Raw genomic sequence first — 13,344 nt, forward strand, 5'->3', positions numbered from 1 at the left:
CTTCTTGAACACCGCAAGAAGTTCATTTTGGTTATAGAGATTGTATTCATGAAGCTGGCTTGTCAAACTTGAATTTAAAAATAAAATTATACGATGTAAGAAATATGAGTCACCGTTAAATTACATTCTCCAGCACTAATCCGCAAGGTTCTACTCTCTCCAACTCTAGCTTTCAATAATGTTTTTGCCAAGGGTGAAACCCAGCTTATTTTTCCTGCATTAATATCTGCTTCATCCAGACCTACAATTTTGACAGAATGGGATTCGCCATTTTCATCGATGTATTGGACAGTGGCGCCAAAAAATACTTGGGTAAGACCTACTTGAAGTTTAGGATCGACTATTTGAGCGCTTTCTAATCGTTTTCTCAAATAGCGAATGCGTCTATCAATTTCACGTAAACGCTTTTTTCCATAAATGTAATCCCCATTTTCTGAACGATCTCCATTACTCGCTGCCCAACTTACTACGTTCACAATTTCTGGTCTTTCATTACTTATTAAATTACGTAATTCAGTTTGCAGCATTGCAAAACCATTAGGGGTCATATAATTTTTGATACTTGCTAATTTTACGTCTGGACGCTCATTCTCTTTTTTAGTAAAAGCCTTACTCACCCCAAACTCCTATTATCCTGAGGATCTATTATTTTAATTATACCACGCCTCATACTATTGCTACTTTGCTTGAAAAACAAATGATTCTTCACTAAAGATTCATCAAAAATATCTATTTTAAAGTAACTTCGGCTTTTTCAGCCTCATCGACTGAGTTTTCAAGAAGATGTTCTGCAGAGGTTTTCATTCCGAGTGCCTCTTTAATTGTTTTCACCATTTTAGCAAGAAAGGTAAAAAACCATTTATCATTGAAAGAGTGAATCATCAATGCACTTCGTTTTCCTGAATCAGTCATATATTCAGCATGGTCCTTTATATCCGCAGAATTGCCTTTGGCACTCAATATAGGCTTTATTTTTTGAAGTAAGTTATATAATATTTGCCCGCATTCCTTTTCTGATAACCAATCAATATGTTTTTCGATATATTGAATTTTTTGTTTCGCATCAAAAGAAACAGGAAAAAATTTTTCCCCAGTCTCTTTTGAAGCTTTAAAAACTTCATTGGAAACTAACATAATCAAGTCATCTATAACTGATTTTTTTGCTCGTACATTAGAAACATCTGCATTACTTAGGAAAAATGAACCAGAAAAATTTCTATTGGTTACTATAAATTCTTCTTGTCCCAACTTGTCTTGCAAAATCAAAAAATTTTTAATTACCTCTCTCAGGCAGGATTTTTTCGGGCTCATTAAATTATAACAAATGTTCAATACATGAAATGCCTGATTCTCTTTTTTATCTGAAAAACTTAAAGTGCGAATAAAACCATCCAGTTTTTTTGCAATGTCAGGACTTATTTTTATTCCCTGTACAGCTGGTTTTATCATTTTGAACATATGGTTGATGTATTTATCTGGCTCTAAACCGCAATGAGTCACCGCATCTTCATAAATTGCAAAGGCATAACTCATAAAGTTCTCTTTGCTTTTAGCGCTATGAGGATTTTTTAAATAGCTTATAAATGATTCTCTAAATTTTTGACTTAAATTGGACATGGATGATCCCAATAAATTCTTTTACAACTATTATCGATCATATTGATTAACGATTTATTAAGTGCATTCTGGGGCAAGGCCGCGTGCCACGGCCTATGTACTTCAATTTTTGACCAAGCTGAGCAAATGTTCTAAAAAAGAATTATCCCATCCTTGTCTTCTATGGACTTGATCCATTTCTTACAGTGACATGATCTTTTTCTTACATCTTTTTAAAAATCAGGTGCGTTAGCCCTGAGCCACGTGCAGCGTGTCCGCAGGGATTAGCTTTGGTACAGATGCTGAGTTCCAGCTTTGGACAATGGGTGGTTGGAGCTAATCTCCCAAGTTATGATGGGTTTGTGAACACCCAATATTGATGTTCAAAAATTTAAAAATCACCTCGAAAACCAGTTCGAAAACTCTATATTAATCAAAGTTCATTTTAATCTATTCTTTTAGCCATTCTGACCCATGTAATTGAAAAACATTCTTGGCTATATCTAGGCCTAATAAGCTAATATTCATTATGAATCTCCCATCCAGTTTCAAAATCGTCAATTTGAATACTAAGCCGGTTACGATATGTTGCCAACTTAGTGGGTGGGATGGTTCATAACATTAGAACGAATGCTCTTGGCATGATGCTAAGTTTAAGCTAGTATTTTGGATCCTGTTGTCACTATAAATAGACATTCTTTTATCTGTAGTTGATTTTATTTAACGTTTCTTTAATATGGATGTTTTATGAACAAACGGTTTTATGTAGGACTTAGTGCGCTAGCTTTTTCAAGTACAGTATTTTCTGGCAGCATGGGATCTATATCCTCTTTAAAAGATAAAGGTTTTTTTGTAGGTATAGGTGGGAGTTACAGCTCAGTCAATCTTGAAAAACAAACGCTTTGGGGTAAAGGCGTTAATAGTGCTTATTTGGGCCCGATTTTAACAAGCACTGGCTCTGCCTCCGGATATTCTGATCCTTTTTATCAGAACGAAAATCTATTTTCTCCTCAGGGGCAGGTAGGCTATTTCCAACACTTTACTGCTAGTCCTAATTTTTGGGGTATTAAATTTATTTATGATTATTTAAATGCTCATTTCTCTGACAATAATATGACCATTGCACAGGCAGGGTCAAACTATAATGTTATTACTGGGGTGACCACTGATTTCACTGGAAATTATCTTGTAGACTCGGTACAAACTAGTGTTAATCATGAGCTTCTCCTCTTAGCATTTATAGGACATTCATTCCAAAACATAAATATTTATCTGGGTGGTGGACCGGTAGTATTTGGAATGCAATCGAACATTTATAATTTAGTTGGTTATGCAGATTATAAGGGTAATCCTGGAACAGATATCAGTGGGGCGCCTGTTAATCTATCCCAATCTATGTGGGAATGGGGTGGGGCCGCTCAATTAGGCTTAACCTATTTTCTTAATCCTTCTTGGTTCTTGGATTTTAATTACACATATGCTAGGACAGGTAGAAATACGATTAAATATGTAAGTCCATTTACCAATCAGATAGGACCGGATCATCTTGTTGGAACATCCTATATTAATCCTTCTCAACAGGTAGCTGCACAATCTTTTAGTATCACTATGAATAAACTTTTTTAAATAGTAACAGCTTGCTGACGAGGTTGGCATAAAAGCCAACCTCTGATTTCCAACTAGGCCCTACATTAAGACCTCTGCGCTGAGTAAAATAGTAATCTAATTGAAAGCTTCGTCATCCATCGACCATTCACTAAGGATAATAACTCCAATACCAGGGTCTACTCGTCGCTTCACTCCTGCGTTCCACTTGGCATTGCCTATTCATTTTATTAATACAAGTAAATTAACTTCAAAATAAATAAAAAATAGCGCGAAAAACGTAAAAATTTGTACGTTTAAATCCTAGAACTTTAGAAGTCTCAGTTGTTGAACAATATCCGCTTTTGCGCATTTTGCTAATAATGGGGTAGTAGTAAAATTTTTTAATGTTTGGGTTTAATTCTTAGCTAAATGTTGATTAAATAAATGCAAAGGTTGTAATGATTCAAGAAGAGAGAGGTCCCGCATCCAATAGGCTGAATAGTCATGGGTTGATTAGTCATGGGTTGATTAGTCATGTTACAAGAATAGTCGGGATCCCAATGTCACTGGTTATCCAATAACAAATGCTAATCACTTTGCTGATCTGGATTTGGAAAATGGAAACTTGAAGAATACGTTTGCTAAACCCAGTCTTCATTTGCAGTAAAGGCGATGGTTAGCCAACGATGTGGTGTGTCTTCACCAATAGCCAACGCAATTTCATTACGAATTTCATCCAAGGTTTCAATGTTTGAAATTGGAAAATTCATGGGTACTACTATATGTATTTCAATAAATTGTGCACGCCCTATTTTTGCAACGTAGCTTGTATAGGTTTGGAAATTACGCAATTTTATAAGCTCATCTAAAAACTCTCTTATTTTTTCATCAAGATCCAAGGGCGCCATGCGAAATATGTCTCGCATGGCATCACGTACTGCGGCCATAGGCACAAAAATCAAGCAAGTAGTAAGAGTCGCTAAAATAAGGGGATCAATGTAAGGAGTAAAATATGCGTAGGCCCCACCCTGTAACAAAGCAGCGATGCCAAATGCTAATAAGAGAGATGATGAAATCAAAGCAGATATTAACCAACTTTGAATGTCTAATCGTAAGAATTCAGATTTAATTTTGCGGTTTTTTTTAATTAAATAAAAATACATACCTGTTGATAAAAAAAATACCAAAAGTGCGAACACGAATGCCCAATCAAAATTTAGCTCATGCCCACCGGACATTAAACTACCTATTGCATTTATCATCGCATAAGTACAAAGAAGTATTAGAATACTACCATTCAAAACAAGTACCATAGGTTCAATATGCCAGTAACCATATTGAAACCTTCGATTGCCTTTACTGGTTAGAAGACGGGCAACAAAAAAGGCCAGGATTGACATAACGGTATCAACCATATTAAACATACCGTCAAAGACGATAGCCAATGAACCTGACAATAGCCCAAATAAAATACCTACCACAGCTACGAGAAAGGTAACAGCTATTGATATTTTAAGAGCTCGTCGTTCATGAAGACCCTCTTGTATTTTCATTTGAGTAGTATCCTGATGTAAAATAATGCTTTATCGCTGCATATTATTGTTTCAACAGCTCCTATAAATCCATAGGTTTTGTATTATTAAGCCTTATAAATAATAACTGCTTCTTTTTTCCAATTTTTGCGGTAAATTTTTCGTAGGGTTTAGAAAATCAATTTATTTTACGCACATTAACTTTGCGTCCTTTTAATTACGTCGCAAGAAGCAATGTTATCTCAAGGTTTTATTCATAATATGAATAAGCAAAAAACCAATTCAGCACGTAATGAAATAGCCCCCATCATCCCCTAATCGATTCTATGAACCATGATGGGTGTATCTAATCTTGAACAATCCGGTTCTTTTTGACTTTGCAGGACAAAAGCTTACCTGGAGAAATTCAGCAGATATTTGTCCATCCAAGAATATTAGTCAAGAATGGATTTTTACGGTTTTTTACCCTTCAAATCGCTTGATTCCTTCCATAAGGCCTGAATGGAGTTTTTGCTCTAAACCTGGTGCCAATTGATTAACTTTTCTTTATTTCTTGGCTCGACAATTCCTTGATCAAATATAAAAATTCATGGTTACCTGCAAGCGCGACCTTGATAAGAAATTATTTATCAAGGAGAGCGATACATTATTTCATACTGCTGACAAATTCCTTCAAGTCGCTAGGAATTGCATTTTCTTTTTGATAATCAATATTATTGTTTTTTACAAACATAGTGCCTTGGACAAGCAATGAAGGTACACTTGTTTTTCCACCTAAGGATCTGACTAGGTTCATTAGAGGCAAAGAATTATTTAATTCCATTACTTTTCCTGATGGATCTACTAGATTGATGGTTTCAATTTGTGGAGAAACCATTTTTAGTGCTTGTCGTTGTTCTGTTGTCATACTTAAAGCTTCGGTATAGCTAACATATAATGTTTTTACATGAGCAAGAGAATTCTTTAATTTAAGTAAATCATCCGGAGAGAAATTATTAAGAAAATTATCCTCCAATCCTAAATCGGTAATATGAGCAGGAATTGCTGCAAATGCTTTAGCTAATTCCGCAGCATTTTTGTTACCTAAGAAATTACTGCCTAAATGGAGAAATGTTGCACTAGAAGGGATCGCTGCAAAAATTTTTGCTAAGTCTGCTCCCGATTTTGTAACGAGAAAATTATCTGCTAAATATAGCTCTTTGATTTTAGGGGCAATAGAGGTTAAACCTTGTACGAATTCGTCCGTTAGTCTGGTATCAAGACCATTTTTGCTTAGATCAAGAGCAGTAATTTTTGTTGAAAGAGTTGTAAACTCATTAATGAACTCGTTACTTGCTTTGTTTGTTAAGTCTTTTAGTTGGTATAACATGATTGAAATTCCTAGTATTTAATAAAAACCGATATTATTGATTAATATATCGACACACTGATTATTTTATGTTTGTTTTATTGGTGCGTAAAATATCTTGTTTATATGGGCCTATACAAATTATTTATCCAGGAAAAAGCAGTTGAGTCCGCAACGATTAAGCTAAGAGTGTTTTTGAATTGATTATTATACGTACACTCACTTTCGATAGAGCGAGGAGTGAGTGCTGTAACTGACAAAGTTTTTATTAATCAACCTGCTCTGAGCTCTTCATTTAAGGAGTAATGAGGATTTTTACTTAAGGAGCGATTAATTTTTCAATATTTTCAGCAATTAATGCTGATAACCATTGAATTCCTTCATCTAATTGATCTTTGATATGAGTTATTAAATAAATTGGAATAGGTTCTAAATCAAAGGGTAAGGGTTGTTGAGCCAAACCGAACTTCTTTGCAAAAATATTAATTAAAATTTTGGGAGCTATAGAAATTATTGACTCATTATCAGCTATTGCAAAAATTGCAGGAAGAATATTATTGACATACATGACGTCATGACGAGCTAATTTCTTTTTTCTCAAAATCTCAGCTGAGTTACTGTATTGTTTTTCATTAAAGCTGAATGCAAGGTGCCTACTATTTAAGTACTGATTTAAAGACAATGGATTTTTAATCAAGGGGTTTTTGTTGCTGGCAAAGCAAATAAGTTCTTCTTCAAATAGTTTTCTCACTTTTAATTGGGAGAGTGCTGTATTTTCATCAATAGCACCAATCACAATATCCATATGTTTCTCGATGAATAATGCAGGCTTATCAGCCATCGCATTAATCGTTGTATCTATCACAATATTAGGAAATTTTTCTAATGATCTAAGTAAAGATGGAAGAAGGAGTAGTTCTATATAGTCAGGTAAAGCAATTTTAAATATGCGGTTTGATTTTTTAGGATCAAATTTATCTTTAGGGGTTAAAATATTTTGGATTTGGAGCATAAATAGCTCTAGCTGTGGCCTAAGTTTCTTGGCTTCAGGCGAAAGAAAATATTCACCTTCATCAAAAATTAATAATGGATCTTTAAATATTTCTCGAAGGTGCTTAAGTGAAGTACTCATGGCAGGTTGACTAATAAAAACTTTGTCAGCAGCAGCACTCACTCCTCGCTCTGTCAAAAGAGCATGCAAGTGTAATAATAAATTCAGATTTATTTTTTTAAAGTTTGCCATTTAATTAAGAACAAGCCCTTTTATGTTCATATTAGTATAAATAATTTGTGTATGCCCAAATCCCAGTGGTTTTACGAGGGAACGTCTTCAAAGTAAAAATGCATAGGATAATCTGTCTGCTGGGCAAAACTTTAATATATTAAAAACGAGTATAAATTATCGATGACGTCCGCGTGAGGTATATTTCTCTTGGGCCATAGTTACTTTTAATGGACGTCCTTCCAGCATTTTCCCATTCATCTTTAAAGAGGATTGAGCTTCTTGCTGTGAGCTAAAGGTTATAAAACCAAAACCTTTGATGTGACCAGTAAAGCGATCTTTAATTAAAAGAAGTTCGTCTATCTTACCATATTTAGAAAATTCTGCTTGTAATGTCTCTTCAGTAACTCCAAAGGGTAAGTTGCCTACATAAATTTTATTTTGCTTCATTGTCGTTTTCTCCAAGTAACCACTACAACCTCAGAAGATATAGTGGTTTAATAATAGTAACTCCTTAGATTAAAGAGCTATTATATTTTGTGCTTGAAGACCTTTTGCTCCTTGCGTCACAATGAATTGTACTCGCTGACCTTCTGTGAGGGTTTTGAAGCCAGAACTTAAAATTTCTTTAAAGTGAGCAAATACATCCGGCCCGGAATCTTGCTCGATAAATCCAAACCCTTTTGATTCGTTAAACCATTTAACGACTCCGTTTACTGTTTTAGACATAAGTAATCCTTATATTTATTATAATGCCTGGATAGGGGAATTTAGCCGGAAACCGATCAAGAATAAAAAAACTACAGAACGAGGAATTAAATGAATAAAACGACGATTTGGAGAGTATAAAATAGACATTTTCTAGCTGAAACTAGGTTACTGGTTAAAAGTCAATTTTATTTGTAGCATGCCATTGCTTAAACCTCTCAACCACCCTATTTATGCTATAATAGAAGAAAGGATTGTATAAACATTTTATTTTCTTTTTTTCTTCGGTTAATCATATTATACCTTTCTTCGCTCGTACTTATCGTGCGCCTATACACTTTCATATCGAGAAAAAAATGTTTACCTATACCGCAAAAATATATTTTGATGACATCGAAATTAAACAATCCTCTGGGAATAATTTAGACTCTCTTTTTATTTGGATGCTAACCCAGCAAGATGGAGAATTTGGTAATTACAATGGTCAAATTACTAATAACAAAACGCATCTGATTGAAAAGGAATTTCGAACCAATTCCTATTAATGTGCTCTTAAATTACCTTAATCTTAAGGACTTATTCATCAACATATATGGGAAATTTTTGAGCGTTTTCTTTTACTGCGTTTATAAAAAATTGACGGCTTTCTTTATCAGAGAAACTATTAATGCTAATTAATTTTTGAGTGCATGATGGACAGAGTTGATAGCAAAGGAATTTTCCATTTTTAGCTCGAGATTTACCTCTTAATGAAAAATCATTTTTAATTTCTAAACAATAATGGCACGTTTGGTAGCTCATAGATATCCTATAGAAATAGCTAATTGCTCCTAATGACTATGAGGTAATAAAAAGAAATTTCAGGATAAAAATGAATTTCCCAAGATAGGCAATAAGAAGAAAAAAGATTGAATAATTAAATTTACCAATTCAGATTGTAACATTTAATTGACTAATAATATATATCATGAATTTCAATAGGGACTAATTCAACTAATCAGGTTTCGTCACCGCAACTTGTATGAGACGGTAAATTTTGAGTTAAGCTTTGATTTAAATGGGCTCTCGGGGAGTCTCTCTACTTTTCCCACATCATGGTTCGAAATAATGTATATTAAGCACTTCTAATCTTTTAATACTTTTAGTTACTTCTGATTGGCTGATATAAAGCTTTTGAGCTATGCATTTAAAATCAATTTTTTTTGCCTACATTTTTTTGGGCAACTATTAGGGATTTTGAGTTTTATTATACTTAATCAAAGTCACGTTGTTATTCTTCTATAGATGTTACCTATAACCCCTACTAAGTTAGAAAAACTGGTCTATCCTAATCAAGAATCAAATAAGTTTTATATCGACTTTATTTGGGTCAGTCCAAATATCATTTAATCCCCTATAACATTCTTTACTTGGGTGTAGTTGTCCTCGATTTCTTCCAAAATCAGAAAAAATGTTTTGCTCCACTAATTTCACTCTAGCGTCCTCTTCAGTATTAGCCCAAGTATCCTGGCCATTTTCAAGAAGGTTTTCGTAACCACCGATATCTTTAATTATTTTTATTGTTTCCTTATCCATTACTCGTAATCTATAATGATTCATTTTTAACTCCCTAAGGTTAATTTACTCCTCTTTTATTCTATATTAGTTCATTTTTAGATGGGCTAGCGATTGATGAGCACTAGAGTTGGATAGAGAATTGGCCGAGTTACTCATATGAAAATCTGCACAATAACATTCCACAGAATGTTTCCGACTTAGGAGATCGGAAAAATCTATTTCACATGCTCATTCATTAAAGTATCCTGAGTTTTCGGCAAACGAGCGTGACTAAAGACAGAGTTGTTGTTTAGCCTATAGCCTCAATGATTTTAGGAGGCGACTTAATGATAAATGGCACCAATAAACTAGAAACCGTCAAACAAGCCTTTAGACACTGGCGAGCCACAAGAACAAAGCGCAGTATACTGAAAATCAATGCAGTACCGATGAGTAGAGTATCACCTAATGCAGGCATTTATCTAACTTAGAACAACCTAACTTATGGCCCAAGCGGTTATTAAAATGTTTACTAGACTTAGAATCCATTTAATTTAACGTATTCTCCTGCTTGATTTGATGATCATCTGATGTGGTGCTCTCAGTTTTTGTTTGTTGCAGTGCAGATTTTATATCGTTAATTTTGCCAATTATTTTTTTATTATCAATAGTAAAAGGTTTTTCTCGACCTAAAACTTCAAATATTTTATTTATAAATCCAAAAAATCCACTTGTTCTTGGTATTTTTTTTGATTCATCTAATGTTTGATCCAGGCAAGTCTGTATGTTCTTTTCGATATTATCAACCAAATGTTTATTTTTTAAACCATTATCAATAACTTTCTTTAATTCAGTATAAAATTTATTTATAAAATCTTTTTCTAAATCAGAAAGACTTGGATCATTATTAATCCTTTCCCAGATCTTATTTATTTTAGATAACTTTGAATTAAATATAGAGGATGTGTTTTCATTTTCAGGGATTATTTGAGTCTGAATTTGGGGTAATTGTTCTTCTGCATTAAGGTTTATTTTTGGCTGAGGCTGGACTTGAAACAATAATTCTCTCATCTTATTAAGATATTGAGATACTTCATCATCAAGTTCATCTCCAAACTCAATTTCAACGTTTTTATATATGGTTTCAATCGTGTCTTTTATTTTATTAATACTCTCTTCTCTCTCATTATCATCCTGTATGAGCTCACTTATTTTATTTTTAAAAAGAATTATAACTGGTTCAAATTCAGAAATATCATCAATATGAATATACGAATAGTTGTTAAGAGTAAATATTTTGGAGCAAAATTCCTTATAAATATTTAAAAGATCGTCCTTATTCTCTATTAAAGTTAAATAATCCTTTAAACATTCTAAATTCTTGGCTCTACTAGATTCAAGGATTAAATCCTGTGAATATTTCTTTATTTCATCCACTCCTACCATCTTTTTGATTAATTCATAAACTTCATTCCAGTTTTTAATTGGTTTGTTTATCAATGATTTTAATGCCCATTCTAAGTCGCTTTTTAAACTCTCTATAAACTCGTTCTCTCTACCATGTTTTTTATAATTATTATATAAATTCAGAAACATTCTAAAATTAAATCGTTCATCTCGATGTATTTCATGAATTTTATTCTTTAATTCACCTTCCGGAAAAATCAAATGCTTCGTTTTTTTATCATAATTTTCTTTGTTTTCTTGGACTAAATTTAAGCCTTTTGCACGTTTAGTTAAGTTGCTAACATTAAAAGTAAAACTTGCCTCACCATTATTATTACTATAATAATATCTATGCATTACCTTATTAATTTCTAAGTAAAGCTCTTCTTTGTTAACTGCTTTATGATAACCATCATTAGGATCAAAAACTTGGTATTTCTCACCCTCATCCGTATTAATTTTTCTTAACGATACAATATGAAGACAATTTTTTGTAGGTACATTAAATCTAAGTCCTATGATGTTGCCATTTTCACAATTATTTGACATTAAATTAGCTAAACTTTTAAATACTTCAATTGCTTCTGGAGCAGTATTAAGAGCTTCTTTATTTGACACATATAATTCTTTTGTAGCAATGTTTTCTTTATTTTTACCAAGATTATAATCATCTGAATATAATTGATAGAGAGACAAACGTTGGCCTATGTTGCTGGGTGGAAGTATCTTTTGTTCATGCAGATAATTCATAACTATTTTTTTAAATTCATCAATATTATCTTTATTAATATTCTTATGTATAAAAGAACCCTCTATTTTCGTCTCCTTTTTATTAAGCAACTGATAGAAAATAGTATTACCTTCTGTGTAGATTAAAATTTCTCCTTTTTTGGGACTTCCATTGTATTTATCAGATAAAGTAATTTTATATTCTCCCTTTATTGAAGCCAGGAGCAATTTTTTAATATAATTTTCTTTGTTATTTTTTTCATTATGCACAGCATGTGCTAAACATAATGCGTTACATGCAAACTCCGAATCCATTGATTTATCTTTAAATTTATTGATTAAATCCCCTTGCTTAAAAAAGAATTCTTCATCTTCTTTCCATGGAAGATCATTTAGCAAATAATTTAACACAATCACATTGCCATTTTCATGTGCATAATAATAAGCAGGAGTCCCATCTTTAGCTTTTTCTTTAGGATTCGCGTTATTTTTAATTAAATTAGATACAATATCGAGAGAAGACCAAGCACATGCATAATGAATAGGTTTGAAACCGGCATTATTTATTTTATTAATTAGTTTATCTTTTACTTCTTCTGATGAAAACTCTAATAAACTATTTACTATTATTTTGTTATCTAAAGAACAAGCCTCATGAAGAAGATTATTTCCATTCCCATGGGTGTAATTAACCCAAGGATGATTACTGTTGTTCAATATTTCCTTTAATTCATTAATTTCGGAATCTGATTTATTTTCTTTTGACAATATTAGTCTAAATTCCTCTAAGCTATTTAGTGGCATATAGTGGCCTGGTTATCAATAATATCCTACATCTTTATTATAGCTTATCAATCGAGCAATTCGTCTTCATATTGTGATGACGCATTGCCTCGGGGTAAAAATCTCCTACAAAAAGCAATATAACGGGCAGCGTTGCAAAAAACATTACACGTAATGTTGATTGACGCTTTTTTGATATTTTGGGAGAAGAAAAATATTTGTAAATTAAGAATGCAATAATGCCAACCAAACCACATAAAATACTTGCCAGAAGTATACCAAACGTGCTGCGATAATAATATTTTGATTAAAAGATAAATTCGCAATAAAAATTGCCATTGTAAATCCAAGAAAACAATGGTATTCCCGCATTCGCTAAAGCAAATAAAGGAAGGATTAAATAACCTATCCAAGGATGTAAAAGAATTTCCAAACACTCAACTGAAGAAATTGCTTCGCGCGCAGCTATTTCACCCATGGGGGGGGTGACCTCAGATTAATGTAAGCAAACAATGACACTTCACCCAATAGTCATTTTGCTTATCATCCAAAGTATTTTTATTTTGTCTTCAATAAAGACCAATTTTATGAATGATCAAGTGATTTAAATGAACAGATTTACAATTAAGATGCGCTGAAGTAACTCATCAATGGTGTTTACAAAAACAACATGACTAAATATAATGCAAAACTTAATTATCTACAGGAAAAGTCATGCAGGATAAATTTGAACATTTTAATCAGCTGCCCAATGTTATAAAAGGTGAAATCATTAAGTTTTTACCCACTAAAGAGTTTCTAGCCCTTTCTATGACCTCAACAAGTAATCATAATTTGTTCCGAACAAATCAACACTT

14 protein-coding genes are annotated in these 13,344 nt (G+C 32.8%); 3 read left to right on the plus strand and 11 right to left on the minus strand.

What is annotated here, in order from left to right:
- Positions 1-86: 86 nt before the first annotated feature.
- Positions 87-617: a transcription elongation factor GreB gene (gene greB, locus Lgra_RS08975; RefSeq protein WP_058498924.1), complete on the minus strand. Its 531-nt coding sequence runs from the start codon at positions 615-617 to the stop codon at positions 87-89.
- A gap of 112 nt (positions 618-729) precedes the next feature.
- A complete protein-coding gene (locus Lgra_RS08980; RefSeq protein ID WP_058498925.1) occupies positions 730-1,617 on the minus strand; it encodes a hypothetical protein in 888 nt (295 codons plus the stop codon).
- Between the two features lie 726 nt (positions 1,618-2,343).
- On the opposite strand from Lgra_RS08980, the gene Lgra_RS08985 reads away from it, so the two are divergent.
- A complete protein-coding gene (locus Lgra_RS08985) occupies positions 2,344-3,222 on the plus strand; it encodes an outer membrane protein (RefSeq protein ID WP_058498926.1) in 879 nt (292 codons plus the stop codon).
- A gap of 602 nt (positions 3,223-3,824) precedes the next feature.
- Here Lgra_RS08985 and Lgra_RS08990 read toward each other — a convergent pair.
- From Lgra_RS08990 to Lgra_RS09010, 5 genes are all read right to left on the minus strand, one after another.
- Positions 3,825-4,736, minus strand: coding sequence for a cation diffusion facilitator family transporter (locus Lgra_RS08990; protein ID WP_058498927.1), 912 nt, complete (start codon positions 4,734-4,736; stop codon positions 3,825-3,827).
- Between the two features lie 625 nt (positions 4,737-5,361).
- Positions 5,362-6,084, minus strand: a complete 723-nt coding sequence (locus Lgra_RS08995) for a hypothetical protein (protein ID WP_058498928.1) — start codon at positions 6,082-6,084, stop codon at positions 5,362-5,364.
- A 298-nt stretch (positions 6,085-6,382) separates the two neighbouring features.
- On the minus strand, positions 6,383-7,306 hold the full coding sequence (gene lelA / locus Lgra_RS09000; RefSeq protein WP_058498929.1) for a LysR family transcriptional regulator LelA: 924 nt from the start codon (positions 7,304-7,306) through the stop codon (positions 6,383-6,385).
- Positions 7,307-7,462: 156 nt separating this feature from the next.
- The gene (locus Lgra_RS09005) at positions 7,463-7,735 is read right to left on the minus strand and encodes an RNA recognition motif domain-containing protein (RefSeq protein ID WP_058498930.1); all 273 of its coding nucleotides are present in this window, start codon (positions 7,733-7,735) and stop codon (positions 7,463-7,465) included.
- 69 nt (positions 7,736-7,804) lie between these two features.
- Positions 7,805-8,014: a cold-shock protein gene (locus Lgra_RS09010; protein ID WP_058498931.1), complete on the minus strand. Its 210-nt coding sequence runs from the start codon at positions 8,012-8,014 to the stop codon at positions 7,805-7,807.
- A 335-nt stretch (positions 8,015-8,349) separates the two neighbouring features.
- Here Lgra_RS09010 and Lgra_RS09015 point away from each other — a divergent pair, with 335 nt between their 5' ends.
- The gene (locus Lgra_RS09015; protein WP_058498932.1) at positions 8,350-8,538 is read left to right on the plus strand and encodes a hypothetical protein; all 189 of its coding nucleotides are present in this window, start codon (positions 8,350-8,352) and stop codon (positions 8,536-8,538) included.
- Between the two features lie 31 nt (positions 8,539-8,569).
- Here the strand turns inward: Lgra_RS09015 and Lgra_RS09020 are convergent, their stop codons facing one another.
- Positions 8,570-8,794 (minus strand): hypothetical protein, encoded by a 225-nt coding sequence (locus Lgra_RS09020; protein WP_058498933.1) that lies wholly within the window; start codon positions 8,792-8,794, stop codon positions 8,570-8,572.
- A 537-nt stretch (positions 8,795-9,331) separates the two neighbouring features.
- Positions 9,332-9,592, minus strand: coding sequence for a hypothetical protein (locus tag Lgra_RS09025; protein ID WP_058498934.1), 261 nt, complete (start codon positions 9,590-9,592; stop codon positions 9,332-9,334).
- A 284-nt stretch (positions 9,593-9,876) separates the two neighbouring features.
- Between Lgra_RS09025 and Lgra_RS17805 the strand changes: the two genes are divergently transcribed.
- Entirely contained in the window at positions 9,877-10,020 is a 144-nt protein-coding gene (locus tag Lgra_RS17805; RefSeq protein WP_157068264.1) for a hypothetical protein, read from the plus strand.
- Positions 10,021-10,078: 58 nt separating this feature from the next.
- Here the strand turns inward: Lgra_RS17805 and Lgra_RS09030 are convergent, their stop codons facing one another.
- Both Lgra_RS09030 and Lgra_RS17455 read right to left on the minus strand, forming a co-directional pair.
- Positions 10,079-12,508 carry an ankyrin repeat domain-containing protein gene (locus tag Lgra_RS09030; protein WP_058498935.1) on the minus strand — a complete coding sequence of 810 codons (2,430 nt, stop codon included), beginning with the start codon at positions 12,506-12,508 and terminating at the stop codon, positions 10,079-10,081.
- 286 nt (positions 12,509-12,794) lie between these two features.
- Positions 12,795-12,965: a Na+/H+ antiporter NhaA gene (locus Lgra_RS17455; RefSeq protein ID WP_115385429.1), complete on the minus strand. Its 171-nt coding sequence runs from the start codon at positions 12,963-12,965 to the stop codon at positions 12,795-12,797.
- Positions 12,966-13,344 lie beyond the last annotated feature (379 nt).

Origin of the sequence: Legionella gratiana, assembly GCF_001467695.1 — a bacterium.
Taxonomy (GTDB): Bacteria; Pseudomonadota; Gammaproteobacteria; order Legionellales; family Legionellaceae; genus Legionella; species Legionella gratiana.

Excerpts from the sequence above, each read along its gene's own strand:
- Lgra_RS08980 (WP_058498925.1), bottom strand. The coding sequence starts at position 1,617 with ATGTCCAATTTAAGTCAAAAATTTAGAGAATCATTTATAAGCTATTTA.
- Lgra_RS08985 (WP_058498926.1), top strand. The coding sequence starts at position 2,344 with ATGAACAAACGGTTTTATGTAGGACTTAGTGCGCTAGCTTTTTCAAGT.
- Lgra_RS08990 (WP_058498927.1), bottom strand. The coding sequence starts at position 4,736 with ATGAAAATACAAGAGGGTCTTCATGAACGACGAGCTCTTAAAATATCA.
- Lgra_RS08995 (WP_058498928.1), bottom strand. The coding sequence starts at position 6,084 with ATGTTATACCAACTAAAAGACTTAACAAACAAAGCAAGTAACGAGTTC.
- lelA (WP_058498929.1), bottom strand. The coding sequence starts at position 7,306 with ATGGCAAACTTTAAAAAAATAAATCTGAATTTATTATTACACTTGCAT.
- Lgra_RS09005 (WP_058498930.1), bottom strand. The coding sequence starts at position 7,735 with ATGAAGCAAAATAAAATTTATGTAGGCAACTTACCCTTTGGAGTTACT.
- Lgra_RS09010 (WP_058498931.1), bottom strand. The coding sequence starts at position 8,014 with ATGTCTAAAACAGTAAACGGAGTCGTTAAATGGTTTAACGAATCAAAA.
- Lgra_RS09015 (WP_058498932.1), top strand. The coding sequence starts at position 8,350 with ATGTTTACCTATACCGCAAAAATATATTTTGATGACATCGAAATTAAA.
- Lgra_RS09020 (WP_058498933.1), bottom strand. The coding sequence starts at position 8,794 with ATGAGCTACCAAACGTGCCATTATTGTTTAGAAATTAAAAATGATTTT.
- Lgra_RS09025 (WP_058498934.1), bottom strand. The coding sequence starts at position 9,592 with ATGAATCATTATAGATTACGAGTAATGGATAAGGAAACAATAAAAATA.
- Lgra_RS17805 (WP_157068264.1), top strand. The coding sequence starts at position 9,877 with ATGATAAATGGCACCAATAAACTAGAAACCGTCAAACAAGCCTTTAGA.
- Lgra_RS09030 (WP_058498935.1), bottom strand. The coding sequence starts at position 12,508 with ATGCCACTAAATAGCTTAGAGGAATTTAGACTAATATTGTCAAAAGAA.
- Lgra_RS17455 (WP_115385429.1), bottom strand. The coding sequence starts at position 12,965 with ATGGGTGAAATAGCTGCGCGCGAAGCAATTTCTTCAGTTGAGTGTTTG.